This is a genomic window from Streptomyces diacarni (genome assembly GCF_003323715.1).
Taxonomy (GTDB): Bacteria; Actinomycetota; Actinomycetes; order Streptomycetales; family Streptomycetaceae; genus Streptomyces; species Streptomyces diacarni.
On record NZ_QOIN01000043.1, the window covers coordinates 146,915 to 164,491 of the forward strand.

A 17,577-nucleotide genomic window follows, 5' to 3' on the forward strand; every position below is an offset into this window, starting at 1 on the left:
CCGGTGTCGGAGGGTCGCTCTAGCATGAGACGCACATTCCAGCCCTGCCCTCACCCGAGCCACCTCGTCCCCTCGCGTGCCCAGGAGATGCCATGCCGCTGCTCGACCCGAAGCCTGGAGCACTGCGCCCGCGCACCGAAGCCGATCACGCCCCCGCCGCCGACCGGGTGCCGCAGGAGCGGGCGCACGGTACCCCGCAGCCGCTCCGGAGCGACCTGGAGAAGCTGCTGGGAACGGAGAAGGTGCTCACGAAGATCTCCGACCTGGTGCGCTACGCCTCCGACGCGAGCCCGTACCGCTTCATCCCTCAGGTGGTGGTGCTCGCCGAGGACGTGACGGACGTCGCCGCGGTGCTCTCCTACGCACACGAGCACGGCCGCGACGTCGTCTTCCGCGCCGCCGGCACGTCGCTGAACGGCCAGGCCCAGGGCGAGGACATCCTCATCGACGTGCGCCGCCACTGGGCGGGCGTCGAGGTGCTGGAGGAGGGCAGGCAGGCACGGATCAGGCCCGGCACCACCGTCTTCCGGACGAACGCCGCGCTGGCGCCGCACGGAAGGCTGCTGGGCCCCGACCCGGCCAGCGCCATCGCCTGCACCGTCGGCGGAGTGGTCGCCAACAACGCCTCCGGGATGACGGCGGGCACCACCCGCAACTCCTACCGCACCGTCGCCTCGCTCACCTTCGTCCTGGCGAGCGGCACGGTCGTGGATACGGCCGATCCGGCGGCGGACGAGAAGCTGGCGCGGGACGAGCCCGAGCTGTGCGAGGGCCTGATGGCGCTCAAGGCGGAGATCGAGGCCGACACGCGACTCGTCGACCGCATCCGTGCCAAGTACGAGTTGAAGAACACCAACGGCTACCGTCTCGACGCCTTTTTGGACGGCACCACGCCGGTCGAGATCCTGCGCGGGCTGATGGTCGGCTCCCAGGGCACACTCGGCTTCCTCGCCGAGTTCGTCTTCGACACCCTGCCGCTGCACCGGCGCACCTCGACGGGGCTGTTCTTCTTCCCCTCACTGTCGGCCGCGGCTGCCGCGGTGCCCCGTTTCAACGAGGCCGGGGCCATGTCGGTGGAGCTGATGGACGGCAACACCCTGCGGGCCTCGGTGAGCGTCTCGGGAGTGCCGCAGGACTGGGCGGACCTGCCCAAGGAGACCACGGCCCTGCTGGTCGAGTTCCGCTCCCCCGGCGACGCCGTACGCGAGGAGCGCGAGCAAGCGGCACGCGCGGTGCTGGCCGACCTGGACCTGGTGGCCCCTGTCCCCTCGGTCACCAACGAGCTGACACGCGATCCGGGGACGATCGCCTCGTACTGGAAGGCGCGCAAGGCGTTCGTCACAGCCGTAGGAGGCTCGCGCCCCTCGGGCACCACGTTGATCACCGAGGACTTCGCGGTACCGCCCTCCCGGCTGGCGGAGGCATGCGAGGCGCTGCTGGAACTCCAGGAAGGCCACGGCTTCGACGCCGCGGTGGCCGGGCACGCGGCGCACGGCAACCTGCACTTCCTGCTGGCCTTCGACGCGGCGAATTCCGAGGACGTGGCCCGCTATGCCGCGTTCATGGACGACTTCTGCCGGATGACCGTCGAGCGCTTCGACGGCTCCCTCAAGGCCGAGCACGCCACCGGCCGCAACATCGCCCCGTTCCTGGAGCTGGAATGGGGACCCGAGGCCACCGAGCTGATGTGGCGCACGAAGCGGCTCCTGGACCCGGCCGGGGTGCTGGCGCCCGGCGTCCTGCTGGACCGCGACCCGAGAGCGCACCTGCGCGGCCTGAAATCCATCCCCAGCGTGGAAGCCATCGCCGACCCGTGCATCGAGTGCGGCTTTTGTGAACCGACCTGCCCGAGCGAGGACCTGACCACCACACCACGTCAGCGCATCGTGCTCCGCCGCGAGATGCTGCGGCAGCGTCCCGGCTCCCTGGTGGGTGAGAACCTGCTCGCCAGCTACGGATACGACGCCGTGGACACCTGCGCGGGCGACTCCACCTGCGCACTCGACTGCCCGGTCGGCATCGACACGGGCGCGATGATGAAGTCCTTCCGACACGCGCGGCACTCCCCTCGCGAGGAGCGCACCGCCGCACGCACGGCGCAGCACTTCGCCCGTGTGGAACGCTCGGCCCGGCTGGCCGTCGCGGCCGCCGACCAGCTGCGCAGGCGGCTGCCCGGACGCGACGGCACGCTGGGCGACCGGATGCTCAAGGCGGTGACCGGCGCGGCGCGCAAGGCGGTGCGCCCGGATCTGGTCCCCGAGTGGCTGCCGGAGATCCCGGCTCCGGCCGCCGGCCGCCTTCCGGCGACCAGCAGGCAACTCGCCTCCGCGGTGTATTACCCGGCCTGTGTGAACCGCATCTTCGGTGACCCGGACGGCTACCAGGGAGCGTCGCTCCCCGAGGCCATGGTGACCGTCTCAGCGCGCGCGGGACGTCCGGTCTGGATACCGGAGGACGTGACGGGTACCTGCTGTGCCACCATCTGGCACTCCAAGGGCTACGAGGCCGGCAACACGCTGATGGCCAACCGCATGGTGGAAGCCGCCTGGCGGTGGACGGACGGCGGTGAACTCCCGCTCGTCGTGGACGCCTCCTCCTGCACCTTGGGGATCGCCGAGGAGGTCGTGCCTTACCTCACCCCGGCCAACCGCAAACTCCACGAACGGCTGACGATCGTCGATTCCCTGGTCTGGGCCGCCCAGGAGCTGCTTCCCCGGCTCACCGTCGAGAGCCGCGTCGCCTCGGCCGTCCTCCACCCCACCTGCTCCATGCGGCACCTGGGTGACGAGGCGGAACTGCGCCAGGTGGCGCAGGCGTGCGCCCACGAGGTCGTGGTGCCACTGGACGCCGGGTGCTGCGCCTTCGCCGGCGACCGGGGGCTGCTGCACGAGGAGCTGACGGCCTCCGCTACGGCCCGCGAGGCCGCGGAGGTGGGCCGTCGCTCGTACGACGCGTACCTGTCGGCGAACCGGACCTGCGAGATCGGAATGGACCACGCCACGGGCGACCGCGGGTACCACTCGGTGATCCAGGAACTGGAGCGCGCCACCCGCCCTCGGTGACGGCGACCGAGGCGGGGAGGGGGCGGGCCACTGTGCGGCCCGCCCCGTGCGTCACTCTGTCGCGTCGACGTGCAGGGCGAGTGCGCTGCGGGCCGGCAGTGTCACCTGCGCGGTGCCGTCGGAGCCGACCTCCACCTTCTGTCCGCAGCCGCCCTGCTCGGAGGCCACGTTGCAGTAGGTGCCGGCAGGCAGCGAGGTCGTGAAGGTCCTGTCGATCTCGCTGTCGCCGTTGTTGAGCGCGACGAAGCCCCTGTCGCCGCGGCTGAAGGCGAGCGCCTGCCCCTCGGACCACCAGTCGGTGAGCTCCGCCGTGCCGACCGCGTTGCGGAAGCCGACCATCCCGGTGATTTCCGACTTGGCGTGGTTGCCGGTCCAGCCGGTTCCGCCGCTGGGCGGCCCGGCGTCGGCGTCGCTGAACTCGTAGCCCGAGTAGACGTTCGGCGAACCGTAGGGGTGGGCGAGCAGGAAGACGTTGGCGAGCGTGTAAGCCGCGCCGTCCTTGTAGGTCAGCGTCGAGCCGTTGCGTTCGGTGTCCCAGTTGTCGACGAACGTGCGTGCAAAACCGCCATCCAGCATGCCGTCGCCCAGGTTGTGGAGCGCGCCGAGGTCTCCGCCCTGGAACGCCCCCTTGAGCGCACGGCCGTAGCGGAACTCGTCGACGTCCCCCACTTCCGTGTACTCCTCCGGCTGCACCGCCTCGCCGTCGCCGTGTATCACCTCGCTGACCCAGAAGCCGGGGTCCTCGGTCATCTTCGCCTTGATGGCGGCCACGTCGGCCGCCGCCATGTGCTTGGCCGCGTCGATCCGGAACCCGGCCACCCCCAGGGACCGCAGGTCGTCGAGGTAGCCGGCGATGGCGCCGCGCACCTTGTCGCTGCCGGTGTCGAGGTCGGCCAGGCCCACCAGTTCGCAGTTCTGCACGTCGTCACGGCTGGTGTAGTCCGCGATGTCGCGACGGCAGGCGTGGAAGTCGGCGTCCTCGTAGGTGCCCTCGTAGCCGTACTTGGAGTACGGGGTGCCACCGGTGCCCGTGCCCGATCCCGAGGTCATGTGGTTGACGACGGCGTCCGCGATCACCTTGACACCTGCCGACTCACACGCCTGCACCATGTTCGCGAAGTCGGCGCGGCTGCCGAGCCTGCCCGCGATCTTGTAGCTGACCGGCTGGTACGACGTCCACCAGGCGTCCCCCTGAATGTGCTCGCTGGCGGGCGAGACCTCGACATAGCCGTAGCCGGCGGGGCCGAGCGTGTCCGTGCACTCCTGGGCGACGGACGCGAAGGGACGCTCGAACAGCGTGGCGGTGACGGTCTTCTCGCCGGGAGGGGAGGCCTGCGCCGCGGTTGCGGAGGGGTCCGCCTGCGCGTGCCAGGGCGCCGTCGCGAGTAGACCGCCGGCCGCCAGTACTCCTGCCGTGCTCGCGCTGAGCAGACGCTTTCTCATGATGCGGCTCCTTCTGTGTGCGGGCACGCAGGTGCCCGGAAGGCAGCCAGGCGCCTGGGCCGCCGTGGGGGGACGTGGACACGCGGGTTCGAGCGAGCCCGTGTGTCCACGAGGTTGACCGGGAGCCTGCCGCCAGGACGTGAGCACGTCAAGAGGCCACGCAAGTTTTGCCGTCTACTTGCAGCAAGAAATTACGAGAGTCGGAATCCCGTCCCCGCGCGCGGAAGTCCATCCACGAACGACGAGAGTCCAAGTCCGCGCTCTTGCGCACCACTGGTCTCAACCAGCAGGGTCCATAGCCGAGTTCACCCACCTGGACGACATGCGAAGACTGCGGGAGACCCGATGAGTGACGACCAAGGATTCAGCCGCCGCTCCGTACTGCGGACCGCCTCAGCCGCCGGAGCAGGGCTGGGCATCGGGGCAGCGGGCACCCCGGCGGCCGCGGCCGCGGCGCCCGGCACCGCTGCGGCCGCCGCGGCCACACAGGGCGAGTCCGCGACACCGCCCCGGCGGGGCCGCACCATGATCGGCGTACCGTTCGACGAGCGCCGCACCGTCCGGGTCGGCATCATCGGCCTGGGGCAGCGCGGCGGCAGCATGATCGACCTGTTCCTGGCCTTGGAGGGCGTGCGCGTGGTCGCGCTGTGCGACCCGGTGCGGGAGAAGACCGAACGCGCCGCCAAGAAGGTCACCGACGCCGGGCAGCCGGCACCCGCCCTCTACGCCAAGGGCGACCACGACTTCGAGAAGCTGTGCAGACGCGGGGACCTCGACTTCGTCTACGTCGCCACCCCCTGGGACTGGCACTTCGAGATGGCGAAGGCCGCTATGAAGGGCGGCAAGCACGTCGGCGTCGAGTGTCCGATCGCACTGGAGCTCAAGCAGCTGTGGGAGCTGGTCGACCTCTCGGAAAAGACCCGCAAGCACTGCATGCAGCTGGAGAACTGCGCCTACGGGCAGAACGAGATGCGGGTCCTGCGCATGGCCCACGAAGGTCTCTTCGGTGATCTGCTGCACGGCGCGGGCGCCTACCTCCACGACCTGCGCGGCCTGATGTTCGACCCCAACTATTACGAGGGCCCCTGGCGCCGCAAGTGGCACACCCGGCTCAAGGGCGACCTCTACCCGAACCACGGCTTCGGACCCGTCGCCAACTACATGGACGTCAACCGCGGCGACCGCGCGGTCCGGATCAGCACCTTCGGATCCCCCTCCCTCGGCCTGGCCGCCTACCGCAAGGAACACGCGCCCAAGGGCGACGAGAGCTGGAAGGAGACCTACGTCAAGAGCGACATGGCGATCAGCCTCATCCAGACGGCCAAGGGCCGGGTCATCCGTCTGGAACAGGACGTCTCCAACCCCCACCCCTACTCCCGGCTCAACATCCTCGGCGGCACCAAGGGCGTCTTCGAGGACTACCCGCCCCGCATCTACCTCGAGCCGGACATGTCCGGTGACGAGTGGGGCGACTTCGACGGATACAAGGAACACGACCACTGGCTGTGGAAGGAACACGCCAATCCCCCCGGCGGGCACGGCGGCATGGACTACATCATGCTGTTCCGCCTGACGCAGTGCATGAGGCTGGGACTGGTACCCGACTTCGACGTCTACGACGCGGCCACCTGGACGGCACCCGTACCGCTCAGTCACGCCTCCATCAAGGCCAACGGCCTGCCGCAGGAGATCCCGGACTTCACCCGCGGCCTGTGGAAGAAGGAACGGCCGGGCGTCGACTCCGAGAAGCCCGAAGAGTGAGGCGAGGCGTGACGGGGACCAAGCTCACCTCTCAAGGAGTGGCGGGCCTCGCCACTGCGAAGTGAGGGGCGCCCGGGCCCGGTTCGTGCGCCCGGCACCCCGCTCGCTCCCCCAGACCCGGCTCGCCCCCCGCTCAGCTGTTGAGCGAGGCCTTGTCCCCCATCACGACCATGGGGTGCTTCTTCGGATCCAACGTCCGCAACAGCGTCTCCATGCCGGCCTTCGACAGGCTCACGCACCCCGATGTGCCGCTGCCGTGGTCCATGTGCAACCAGATGCTGCCCCCCTTGGCCTGGCCCTGCGGCCGGGTCGGGTCCAGGGGGGAGGTGCCCTTGACGCGGTTGTAGTCGATGGCGATCACGTGGTCGAAGTCGTGACGGGTCTTCTTCGGCCAGTACGAAGGCGGAGTGAACGCCGACGTGTGGGCATACGGCAGCCTGGCGTCGGGTTCAGGCAGCACCCCGCCCGCGTCCGAGAGCGAGAAGACACCGACCGGGCTGCGCTTGTCCCCCTGATGGTGGTCGCTCGTCCAGCCCTTCTTGCCGTTGTGCGCCTGCCAGCTGTGCTCCTCGTGCCACGCCTTGCCGTGCCGGGTGTAGAGACGGACCCTCGCGTCCGCCGAGTCCTTGCCCCTGCCCTCGACAGCCACGACCTGGGTGCTGTTGTCAGGGATCTTCGCCTGGAGACGGTCACCCACACGAGGGATTTCCGTGGGGTTCTTCGCCAGCTCGGCCTTCGGCGACGCCCCGGAGTCCTTCTCGGCCTTCGTGCTCCCCGAACCCTGCTGCCCGCCGTCGTCGGAACCGCAGCCCGCGAGAAGCACCGCCAGCACCGTGCCACCCGCTGCCGCCACCGCAGCGGCCCTGGCCTTGGCTCGCGCCCTCGCCCTGGCAGCCGACACGTCCCGGGCGCGGCCCGTGGTGGCCCCGCGCGCCGCTGCCCCGCCGCTTGTCCGTCCTGCCCCACGTATGCGCATGTCCTCCATCCTCGCATTGGCCTGAACCGTGCCGCCGCCCGGGAAAACCCATTGCCATCGCGCGAGTGACCGGATGAGATCAGCGAACACCCACCGGGCTCCCGTCGCCCGGCCCGCACGGGTGCCTCCCGCATGCCCGCTCGCCGCATTCGCTCCGCACGTCTGAACGCGGGCCGACCACGGCCCTTCCTGATCCGGCTTCCCCGGACCCCGACACGTCGCAGCGCGCCTCGTCTCCCACACTCGGCCGAGCGCGCTTGCGCAACCGTTTGGAACGTCATGCAGATTCGCGACCTCCCCTACTCCGACCCCGGCGACCCGGACGTCAGGTCGGGCTTCCGACTGCTCCTGTGGCTGGGCCGCCGCCAGCTCGGCGGCCAGCTCAAGGCGTTGGGCTGGGGCGTGCTGCACCTCGCCTCGATCGCGTCCTTCCCCGCCGTCGCCGGCCTGGCCGTGAACGCCGTCGTGGACCGCTCAGGCTCCGGGCTCACCCGGGCCGGCGCGGCGATGCTGGCCCTCACGCTGGCCGTGACAGTCGGCGACACGATGCTGCACCGGGTCGCCGTCACCAACTGGATCACCGCCGCCGCCCGCATCCAGCAGCTGCTCGCCCGCCGTACCGCCGCTCTCGGCGCCACGCTCACCCGCCGCGTCGCGGCCGGCGAAGTGGTCGCGGTCTCGACCGGGGACATCGAGCGCATCGGCTGGTGCGTCGAGGCGGTCTCCCGCTTCAGCGCCGCCCTGCTGACCACGCTGGGGGTCTGCGCAGCCCTGGTGGCCTACCAGCCACAACTGGGGCTCCTCGCCTGCGCCGGCATGGTCGCCCTGGCACTGACCGTGCTGCCGCTCCTCCCCCGGGCGACCCGGCGGGCCGACGCGCAGCGCGAGAAGGCCGGACGCGCCACCGAACTCGCCGCCGACACCGTCGCCGGCCTGCGCGTCCTGCGCGGCATCGGCGGTGAGGAACTCTTCCTCGCCCGCTACCGCCGAGCCTCCCAGGAGGTGCGGCGGGCCGCCGTGCGGACGGCACGCATGTGGTCGTTCATCGAAGCACTCCAAGTCGCCCTTCCGGGGCTGCTGCTGATCGCGGTGGTGTGGTATGGCACCGGGCTGGCGGTGGACGGTCGTATCGCCGTAGGCGAGCTGGTCATGGTGTATGGAGCCATCAGCTTCCTGCTCATGCCGCTCCAGCTGTTCGGCGAGTTCGCGATGTCGTACTCCTTCTCGCGCCCCTCGGCCGCCCGCGCGGCACGCGTCCTGGCACTGCGGCGCTCGGACCACGAGGGCAATGAGGGCCACGAGCACCAGGAGGACAGCTCCGAGAGCCACCGGGACAAGCGCCGCCGCCACCGGAGCGACGCGTACGCGAGCTCCGCTCTCCGGGTCGACGGCACGGGCGGAACGGACCGCACGGTCGGTACGGACGGCTCGGAGGGGCTGTACGACCCGGTCACCGGGCTGCACGCACCGCTCGGGATGCTCACCGCGGTGGTCTGCGGCGACCCGGACGCGGCCGGACACCTCGCGGAGCGGCTGGGCGGACACCCGGCGTCCGCGGCCGGCGGCGGCAGCGACCGGAGTGAGGGAAAACAGCAGCCCGCCGGCACGTCCGTTCCACCCGGCTCCGTCCCGTCCGACCCCATCCCGCCCGGCTCAGTCCCTCTCGACTCCGTCCTGCTCGACGCTGCTCCGCTGGACCGCATGCCCCTGGAGCAGGCGCGCACCGCCGTACTCGTCCAGGACAAGGACCCGGTCCTGCTCTCGGGGAGTCTCACCGACCTCTTCGACGTACCTTCCTCGGGTGCGGTGACTCCCGCCAGTGCCCTGGCAGCCGCCCAGTGCGGCGACGTGCTGGATGCCCTGGTCCAGGGCAGCCCCGACGCGGAGGGCGACGCGATGCGGGCCCGGATCACCGAGCGAGGGCGTTCCCTGTCGGGCGGGCAGCGGCAGCGGCTCGCCCTCGCCCGCTCGCTGCTGAGCGACCCTCGCGTGCTGGTTCTCGACGAACCCACGTCGGCTGTCGACTCGCACACCGAGGCGCGGATCGCCCGGGAGCTGGGGCGGCTCAGGTCCGGCCGGACGACCGTGGTCCTCTCCTCCAGCCCGCTGCTGCTCGACCGCGCCGACCGCGTCGTCTTCCTGCACGACGACAAAGCCGTCGCGAGCGGAACGCACCGCGGCCTCCTGCGCACCCACGCCGCGTACCGGGCCGTCGTCAGTCGCGAACCTGATGCTCCCGGCGGGGAGGGAATCGAACCCCTCGGGGCGCCCACTCCGGCGGCAGACGGCGCTTCGCCGCGTAGCAGCGGAACGACCGAGGACGACACACCAGCCACAACCACCGCAACAGCCAGGAAGGCCGCGCCGGCGGCAACCACCGCGCCGGCGAGAACCCCCGCGCCGGCAGGCAACGCCGCCTCAGCGGGGAACAGCGCGTCAGCGAGGAGTAGCGCGTCAGGGGCGCGCGCCCACACCGAGGAGGTCGAGTCCGCGTGAGCGTCCGCAGCACCGCGACGGAGGGGGCAGCCGAGCCGGCCTCCGCACCGCCGCACAGTCGACGGTTCGGTGTGCCCGCCCCCGCGTACGACCCGTCGGCACCCGAGGACGTCACCATCCTGCCTGTCGGGTCTCCCTCGACAGTGCGGTCCTATGTGCGCGCACTGCTGCGGCGTCACCGCCGCGCCTTCGTCCTGCTCGTCACGGTGAACAGCATCGCCGTCATCGCCTCGATGGCCGGGCCGCAGCTGCTCGGCGGAGTGGTCGATGACGTGGCCGCTGATGAGCGCGAACTGCACCTGGTGCGCGTCACCCTCCTGTTCGCCCTCGCGCTCGTGGTACAGACCGTCTTCACCCAGCAGGTACGGCTGCGAGGCGCGATGCTGGGCGAGGAGATGCTGGCGGACCTGCGAGAGGACTTCCTCGTACGCTCGGTGGCGCTGCCACCCAGCGTCCTGGAGCGGGCCGGGACGGGCGACCTCCTGTCCCGGATCACCACCGACATCGACCGGCTGGCCGACGCCATGCGCAAGGCAGTGCCCCAACTGGCCGTGGGGCTGGTATGGACGGTCCTGCTGGTCGGCGCCCTGTGTCTGACGGCGCCGCCCTTGGCTCTGGCCGTACTCATCGCGCTGCCCGTGCTCGTGGTCGGCTGCCGGTGGTACTTCCGCAGGGCGCCACACGCCTACCGGGCCGAAGCCGCAGGTTACGCGGCCGTCGCGGCGGCGCTGGCCGAAACCGTGGACGCGGGACGCACCGTGGAGGCGCACAGGCTGGGGGCGCGGCGGGTGGCCCTCTCCGAGCGGCGGGTCGGTCAGTGGACGGCCTGGGAACGCCGGACCATGTGGCTGCGCACCGTCCTCTTCCCCGTCGTCAACCTCAGCAACATGCTGATCCTCGGCGGCGTGCTGCTGCTCGGCGGGGCCTTCGTGATGGAGGGCTGGATCAGTGTGGGCGAGCTGACGACCGGCGCGCTGCTGGCACAGATGCTGGTCGAGCCGGTGAACATGATTCTGCGCTGGTACGACGAGCTCCAGGTCGCCCAGGTCTCGCTGGCACGGCTCGTCGGAGTCCGGGAGATCGAGCCGGACAGCGGCGTGGGCGGTCTCACGCCCCGGGGGAAGGACGTCTGCGCGCGTCAGGTGCGGTTCGGCTATCTGGCCGACGTGGACGTGCTGCACGGCATCACGCTCGAGGTGACCCCCGGCAGCCGTGTGGCGCTCGTCGGGCCTTCCGGAGCGGGCAAGTCCACGCTCGGAAGGCTGCTCGCGGGCATCTACGGGCCCCGTCGTGGAGAGGTCACTCTGGGCGGCGAGCGGCTGAGCGACATGCGCGCGGAGGACGTGCGTCGCCATGTGGCGCTCGTCAACCAGGAGCACCATGTCTTCGTCGGCACTCTGCGCGACAATCTGCTGTTGGCCTCCCCAAAGGCCGGTGATCACCAGTTGTGGTCCGCGCTGGCCGCCGTGGGGGCGGACGCCTGGGCCACCGCGTTGGCGGACGGGCTCGACAGTGAGGTGGGGTCCGGGGGCATGACGATCACTCCGGCGCAGGCCCAGCAGATCGCGCTGGCCCGCCTGGTACTGGCCGACCCGCACACCCTGGTGCTCGACGAGGCGACCTCCCTGCTGGACCCTCGTGCCGCACGACACCTGGAACGTTCCTTGGGGCAGGTCCTCGCGGGTCGCACGGTGGTGGCGATCGCCCACCGTCTGCACACCGCCCACGATGCCGACGTCATCGCGGTGGTCGAGGACGGCCGCGTCAGCGAACTGGGCAGTCACGACGACCTGGTGGCGGCCGACGGCCCCTACGCGGCGCTCTGGCGCTCGTGGCACGGGTGACGTGGCCCGGCACGGGCCCGGGTACGGGTGGGGGCACTCTCGCCACGGGAGCCGCTGTCTGGCGCGAACCCGGGACGGGCCGGGGCGCTCCCGGCGCGCATGGCCTCGTCACACTCGGGACCGTGGTGGATCGGGGCGCACGCGGCACAGCCGGTCTCGCCCGGGGGCGGGCCCGTGACGGATCGGGAAGCCCGCGGCACAGCCGGCCTCGCCGGGCGCGGGGCCACAGCGGGCCGGTCGCGGCCCAGAAGGCATGGGCCCCGGCGCCGGTCCGAGGTCGACCGGGGCGCTCGCGGCCCGGACCGGCTGGTCCGGCGCCGCCCCGCGGCGGGTCGTTTCAGGTGCCTATGAAGCCGAGGGCCACCAGACTGCCCGCTCCGCCGAGCACCATGAACACCGGCATGAGTACGGCGTTCTCGACCCAGGCCCCGGCGCGGAAACGCATGAACCGGGGGGTGCCCAGCGGATACCACCTCTTGCCCGCTATCGGGATCGGCCACAGGACCGGGCAGCCCGAGACCGTCAGAGCATCGCCGATGTTGTGCACCAGCGCACCGAGCGCGATCGGCACGCCCATCCACAGGTACTCCTGGCCGTCGCCGGTGAACAGCCAGTCGGCTCCGTTCCCCGGCTCCTCCAGCAGGCCGGCCAGGATCCAGGCGCAGGCGGCTCCCAGAAGCCACACCAACACGTCGCTGGAGACCCGCGCCATCCGCCACAGCAGGCCTTCGACGGCGAGCACCGCATGGATGAAAAGGATGACCAGCACGGCCCAGCGGCCCCACAGGGCAGCTGCCGCAGAGAAGCCGGCGCCTATGAACAGCGCCCACGGCCACGTGTGGGTGAGGGTGCGATGTCCTCCTGCACGGTGACGCTCCCCACGGGAACGGGTGCCGTTGTAGACGGCCGTGGACAGCTTGTCGATCACTCCGCACAGAAGATGGGAGACGGGTCCGAAGGCCCGGGAAATGGTCGCGGACTTCTGGTCGAGGTCCGGCGCCAGAGCAGCCCCGGCGCACAACAGGGTGCCGACGACCACCACCAGCCAGGGCATCGGGTGGTCGAGTGCGGCAGCAGCGGCTCCCACCCCCAGCCAGGCAGTTGCTCCCGACAGCGAGTGCGCCGGTCCCATCATGCGTATCCCCGCCCTGTTCTGTGCGTCGTGTCCCTCGCGGCCCCGCGGCCGGGACTGGGCCCCGAGCCCCCGCGCTGTACTCCTCCGGACCTGGTGCCCGGCTCGTCTGCCGGTCTGACGCCCGGTCGGCCACACAGCGTAGCGCTCGATGATCACCTGGAACCCACCGGTTCCCTGATCGGCCGGGGCAGAGGGCAGTATGGGGGGCGTGACAGCCACCCTTATCGACCAGATGCCGAGCGACGCCGACCCCGATGCCCTCTTCGAGTCCTTCTCCGGGTGGGCGGAAGAGCGGGGCATCTCGCTCTATCCCGCCCAGGAAGAAGCACTGATCGAGGTGGTCTCCGGGGCGAACGTGATCCTGTCGACGCCGACCGGGTCCGGCAAGAGCCTGGTCGCGGCGGGGGCTCACTTCGCGGCGCTCGCGCACGACAAGGTGACTTTCTACACCGCACCGATCAAGGCGCTGGTCTCGGAGAAGTTCTTCGATCTGTGCAAGCTCTTCGGCACCGATAACGTCGGCATGCTCACCGGCGACGCCTCGGTCAACGCCGACGCCCCAGTGATCTGCTGCACGGCCGAGGTGCTCGCCTCCATCGCGCTCCGCGACGGCGCGGACGCCGACATCGGCCAGGTCGTGATGGACGAGTTCCACTTCTACGCGGAGCCCGACCGGGGGTGGGCCTGGCAGATTCCGTTGCTGGAGCTGCCACAGGCCCAGTTCGTCCTGATGTCGGCCACGCTGGGTGATGTCACACGATTCGAGAAGGATCTCGCCCGCCGTACAGGCCGCCCGACCGCTGTGGTGCGGTCCGCCACCCGGCCGGTACCGCTGAGCTACGACTACCGCACCACGTCCCTGACGGAGACACTCACCGAGCTGCTCGAGACGCGTCAGGCGCCCGTCTACATCGTGCACTTCACTCAGGCGCAGGCGGTGGAGCGGGCGCAGGCACTGATGAGTATCAACATGTCGACCCGGGCGGAGAAGGACGAGATCGCCAAGGTCATCGGCAATTTCCGCTTCACCACGAAGTTCGGCCGCAACCTGTCCCGCTACGTGCGGCACGGCATCGGCGTCCACCACGCAGGAATGCTGCCCAAGTACCGCAGGCTGGTGGAGCGACTGGCGCAGGCGGGGCTGCTGAAGGTGATCTGCGGAACGGACACCCTCGGGGTCGGCGTCAACGTGCCCATCAGGACGGTGCTGTTCACCGCGCTCAGCAAGTACGACGGCAGCCGGGTGCGCACGCTGCGCGCCCGCGAGTTCCACCAGATCGCCGGCCGGGCCGGGCGCGCCGGTTTCGACACCTCGGGCTATGTCGTCGCGCAGGCCCCTGAGCACGTGATCGAGAACGAGAAGGCGCTGGCGAAGGCAGGCGACGATCCGAAGAAACGTCGCAAGGTCGTCCGCAAGAAGGCCCCGGAGGGCTTCGTCAACTGGAGCCAGCAGACCTTCGAGAAGCTGATCGCGTCCGACCCCGAGCCTCTCAACTCCCGCTTCCGAGTGACGCATGCGATGTTGCTGTCGGTGATCGCGCGCCCCGGCGACGCGTTCACGCAGATGCGCCGCCTTCTGGAGGACAACCACGAGGACCGCCGCTCCCAGCTGCGGCACATTCGGCGGGCCATCGCCATCTACCGTTCGCTGTTGGACGGCGGGATCGTCGAACGGCTGGACGAGCCGGACGCGGAAGGCAGGACCATCCGGCTGACCGTCGACCTCCAGCAGGACTTCGCCCTCAACCAGCCGCTCTCCACCTTCGCACTCGCCGCGTTCGAGCTGCTCGATCCCGAGTCGCCCTCCTACGCGCTGGACATGGTCTCCGTCGTGGAGTCGACGCTGGACGATCCCCGCCAGATCCTCGCCGCCCAGATGAACAAGGCGAAGGGCGAGGCGGTGGCGCAGATGAAGGCCGACGGGATCGAGTACGAGGAGCGGATGGAGCGGCTGATGGAGATCGGCTACCCGCAGCCGCTGGAAGAACTGCTCTTCCACGCCTACGGCCTCTACCGCAAGTCCCACCCCTGGGTCGGCGACCACCCGCTCTCCCCCAAGTCGGTCATCCGCGACATGTACGAGCGCGCGATGACCTTCAGCGAGTTCGTCTCCTTCTACGAACTCGCCCGCACCGAGGGCATCGTGCTGCGCTACCTGGCGAGCGCTTACAAGGCCCTGGAGCACACCGTCCCGGACGACCTCAAGTCGGAGGATTTCCAGGACATCATCGAATGGCTCGGGGAGATGGTGCGACAGGTCGACTCCAGCCTGCTGGACGAGTGGGAGCAGCTGGCCAACCCGGAGGACGAGACGGCGGAGGAGGCCCAGGAACGGGCCGACCAGGTCAAGCCCGTCACGGCGAACCCACGGGCCTTCCGCGTCCTGGTGCGCAACGCGATGTTCCGCAGGGTGGAGCTGGCGGCGCTCGACAAGTGCGCCGAACTCGGCGAGATGGACGCGGACGCCGGCTGGGACGAGGATGCCTGGGCGGAGGCGATGGACGCCTACTGGGACGAGTACGACGAGCTGGGCACGGGGCCCGACGCCCGGGGACCGCGGCTGCTGCGGATCGAGGAAGTGCCCGAGGACCGGTTGTGGCGCGTGCGGCAGGCGTTCGCCGATCCCCGCGGGGATCACGACTGGGGTATCTCGGCCGAGGTCGATCTCGTCGCCTCCGACGAGGAGGGGCGTGCGGTGGTCAAGGTGACCGATGTCGGCCCGATGTGAGCACGGCGCGCACTGAGCCGATCGAGACGGCATCCTGGAACGCCAGAAGGGAACGCACGAGATGACCGGGCCGAGCCCAGCGGAACGCCTTGTCGACCTGCTCGACCTGGAGGAGATCGACCTCAACATCTTCCGGGGACAAAGCCCCCACGAGTCCCTGCAGCGGGTCTTCGGCGGGCAGGTGGCCGGGCAGGCGTTGGTGGCAGCAGGGCGCACGGTGGGCGACGAGCGGCCCGTGCACTCGCTCCACGCGTACTTCCTGCGTCCCGGCATTCCGGGCGTGCCCATCGTGTACCAGGTGGAGCGGGTGCGGGACGGGCGCTCGTTCACCACCCGCCGCGTGGTCGCCGTGCAGCGGGGACGCACGATCTTCAATCTCACCGCCTCCTTTCATGTGCGGGAGCCCGGGTTCGAGCACCAGTTGCCGATGCCCGACGTGCCGGATCCTGAGAGCCTGCCGAGGCTCGCGGACGAGATCCAGGCGCACCTCGGCTCACTTCCCGTGCCGCTGGAGCGCATGGCGCGCCGTCAGGCGTTCGACCTGCGCTATGTGGAACGGCTGCGCTGGACACCGTCCGAGTTGCAGGGCGTCGAGCCGCGTAGTGCCGTATGGATGCGGGCGATCGGGTCGCTGGGGGACGACCCTCTCGTGCACACATGCGCGCTGACCTACGCCAGCGACATGACACTTCTGGACGCCGTGCGGCTGCCCGTCGAGCCGCTGTGGGGCGCCCGGAACTTCGACACGGCGTCTCTCGACCACGCCATGTGGTTCCACCGGCCGTTCCGCGCCGACGAGTGGTTCCTCTATGAGCAGGAGTCCCCCATCGCGACGGGAGCACGAGGGCTCGCCCGAGGCCAGATCTACGATCGCGAGGGCAAGTTGATCGTCTCCGTCATGCAGGAGGGGCTGTTCCGCCCGCACCGCACCGACTCGGACGAAGCCGCCCCCGGCCGGGGCAGCTCGTAGCCCTCTTCCGGCGCGTTACCGCTTCTAACGCCCCGGCTCGCGCGGACTGGCCGGGCGTGCCCGCCCCGGCCAGTCGTGGGTCAGTGGGCCGGGCGGACGGAGGTCTTCGGTTTGCGCCGCCGCAACAGCGACCAGCGCTTTCGGGGCGGAGGCGCGGACGCCTCGGGCGTCGGCTTCAGTGGCCGCGGCGTGACCGGATCGGCCCGTCGCTCCCCGCCCGGGGCCGGCATGAAGGCGGTGGGCTCCGCCCGCCCGGGCACACCGGCAGGGGTTTCGTGGAACGCCGGGATACCTCCCGGGAAAGACGCGATCGCCCTGGCACTCTCCAGTTCCGCCTCCAGCATCAGCCGGTGCCAGCGCACCTCCGACTCCTCTTCGGCCAGACAGAGCTTCTCCAGCATGGCCTGCGTGGCCACTGACTCACTACGCACCTTCAGCAGGCCCGGCCGCAATCGCGCGAGCTCTTCCCGCTCGCGGGGGTCGGGCACGGCTTCGGCGAGCGCGTCCTCACCGAGAACACTCGACTTGGCGGCGGCCCGCTCCCACGGGGTGTCCGCCTGCCTGGACAGCTGTGCCACCCGCCGCGCTCGCCAGCCGGGAGCACGGTGGTCGGTTCCGGCGGCCAGCACGGCTCGCATGCCCGCCGGCAGACGTCCCGCCAGCAGTGACGGGCTGTTCTCCGCGAAATCCCGCAATTCGTCCGCTCGGTAGAGCCAGACCACTGCTCGGTAGCGATTCACGTAGAGGCCGACCGGCCTGAAACAGCCTGCCCTGGCGAGGCGAGCGAAGCGCGAGACACTGATGTCCAACAGCTCCGACGCCTCGTGCGCCCCCATGACGCGTAGCCTCTCCCGCAGCCCGCTGGGGAAGTCCGGAGCTTCTTTGATGCGTGCCAGCTCCTCCCGCGGCACCCTGCGTGCCCGGCCGGGCGGACCTGGCACGGTGCGGACTTCCTCGATCTGCACAGCGAGTTCGAACTCCCTCAACCGCAGGCCCAGCTCCTGGGCGGCCGTGCGTGCCGCCACCTCACCCGCGGGTGGCCTCCCCACACCCCTTTTCCCTGCCGCGCCGACCGTGGGCGGAAACGGCGTCGCCGAGCGGCGTACGTCGGGCTTGTCTCGCATGCGTCATCCCCCGTCGTTGCTCACGTTTCTTGCGTGGC

General features: G+C 70.5%; 10 protein-coding genes. 6 read left to right on the forward strand and 4 right to left on the reverse strand.

Going from position 1 to position 17,577, the window contains the following annotated elements; genetic code table 11:
* Positions 1–92 precede the first annotated feature (92 nt).
* Positions 93–3,062, forward strand: a complete 2,970-nt coding sequence (locus DTL70_RS14720) for an FAD-binding and (Fe-S)-binding domain-containing protein (RefSeq protein ID WP_114022373.1) — start codon at positions 93–95, stop codon at positions 3,060–3,062.
* Between the two features lie 51 nt (positions 3,063–3,113).
* On the opposite strand, the gene DTL70_RS14725 is transcribed toward DTL70_RS14720, so the two are convergent.
* Positions 3,114–4,505 carry an alpha-amylase gene (locus tag DTL70_RS14725; protein WP_114022374.1) on the reverse strand — a complete coding sequence of 464 codons (1,392 nt, stop codon included), beginning with the start codon at positions 4,503–4,505 and terminating at the stop codon, positions 3,114–3,116.
* Between the two features lie 345 nt (positions 4,506–4,850).
* Between DTL70_RS14725 and DTL70_RS14730 the strand changes: the two genes are divergently transcribed.
* Positions 4,851–6,266 (forward strand): Gfo/Idh/MocA family protein, encoded by a 1,416-nt coding sequence (locus tag DTL70_RS14730; RefSeq protein ID WP_114022375.1) that lies wholly within the window; start codon positions 4,851–4,853, stop codon positions 6,264–6,266.
* Between the two features lie 133 nt (positions 6,267–6,399).
* On the opposite strand, the gene DTL70_RS14735 is transcribed toward DTL70_RS14730, so the two are convergent.
* Entirely contained in the window at positions 6,400–7,242 is an 843-nt protein-coding gene (locus DTL70_RS14735; protein WP_114022376.1) for a L,D-transpeptidase family protein, read from the reverse strand.
* 279 nt (positions 7,243–7,521) lie between these two features.
* Here DTL70_RS14735 and DTL70_RS14740 point away from each other — a divergent pair, with 279 nt between their 5' ends.
* Together DTL70_RS14740 and DTL70_RS14745 are read left to right on the forward strand one after the other, a co-directional pair.
* Entirely contained in the window at positions 7,522–9,738 is a 2,217-nt protein-coding gene (locus tag DTL70_RS14740; RefSeq protein ID WP_245979374.1) for an ABC transporter transmembrane domain-containing protein, read from the forward strand.
* 71 nt (positions 9,739–9,809) lie between these two features.
* A complete protein-coding gene (locus tag DTL70_RS14745; protein ID WP_114022578.1) occupies positions 9,810–11,582 on the forward strand; it encodes an ABC transporter ATP-binding protein in 1,773 nt (590 codons plus the stop codon).
* Between the two features lie 337 nt (positions 11,583–11,919).
* Here the strand turns inward: DTL70_RS14745 and DTL70_RS14750 are convergent, their stop codons facing one another.
* Positions 11,920–12,717, reverse strand: coding sequence for a metal-dependent hydrolase (locus DTL70_RS14750; RefSeq protein WP_114022377.1), 798 nt, complete (start codon positions 12,715–12,717; stop codon positions 11,920–11,922).
* Between the two features lie 199 nt (positions 12,718–12,916).
* Between DTL70_RS14750 and DTL70_RS14755 the strand changes: the two genes are divergently transcribed.
* Together DTL70_RS14755 and tesB are read left to right on the forward strand one after the other, a co-directional pair.
* On the forward strand, positions 12,917–15,445 hold the full coding sequence (locus tag DTL70_RS14755; protein ID WP_114022378.1) for a DEAD/DEAH box helicase: 2,529 nt from the start codon (positions 12,917–12,919) through the stop codon (positions 15,443–15,445).
* Between the two features lie 61 nt (positions 15,446–15,506).
* Entirely contained in the window at positions 15,507–16,415 is a 909-nt protein-coding gene (gene tesB / locus DTL70_RS14760; RefSeq protein WP_114022379.1) for an acyl-CoA thioesterase II, read from the forward strand.
* Between the two features lie 80 nt (positions 16,416–16,495).
* Here the strand turns inward: tesB and DTL70_RS14765 are convergent, their stop codons facing one another.
* Entirely contained in the window at positions 16,496–17,464 is a 969-nt protein-coding gene (locus DTL70_RS14765) for a DUF6397 family protein (RefSeq protein ID WP_114022380.1), read from the reverse strand.
* Between the last annotated feature and the right edge of the window lie 113 nt (positions 17,465–17,577).

What these genes read in the sequence shown, in the direction of transcription:
- DTL70_RS14725 (WP_114022374.1), bottom strand. Translation starts at nt 4,505, where the DNA reads ATGAGAAAGCGTCTGCTCAGCGCGAGCACGGCAGGAGTACTGGCGGCC.
- DTL70_RS14740 (WP_245979374.1), top strand. Translation starts at nt 7,522, where the DNA reads ATGCAGATTCGCGACCTCCCCTACTCCGACCCCGGCGACCCGGACGTC.
- DTL70_RS14755 (WP_114022378.1), top strand. Translation starts at nt 12,917, where the DNA reads ATGGGGGGCGTGACAGCCACCCTTATCGACCAGATGCCGAGCGACGCC.
- DTL70_RS14750 (WP_114022377.1), bottom strand. Translation starts at nt 12,717, where the DNA reads ATGATGGGACCGGCGCACTCGCTGTCGGGAGCAACTGCCTGGCTGGGG.
- DTL70_RS14730 (WP_114022375.1), top strand. Translation starts at nt 4,851, where the DNA reads ATGAGTGACGACCAAGGATTCAGCCGCCGCTCCGTACTGCGGACCGCC.
- tesB (WP_114022379.1), top strand. Translation starts at nt 15,507, where the DNA reads ATGACCGGGCCGAGCCCAGCGGAACGCCTTGTCGACCTGCTCGACCTG.
- DTL70_RS14735 (WP_114022376.1), bottom strand. Translation starts at nt 7,242, where the DNA reads ATGCGCATACGTGGGGCAGGACGGACAAGCGGCGGGGCAGCGGCGCGC.
- DTL70_RS14720 (WP_114022373.1), top strand. Translation starts at nt 93, where the DNA reads ATGCCGCTGCTCGACCCGAAGCCTGGAGCACTGCGCCCGCGCACCGAA.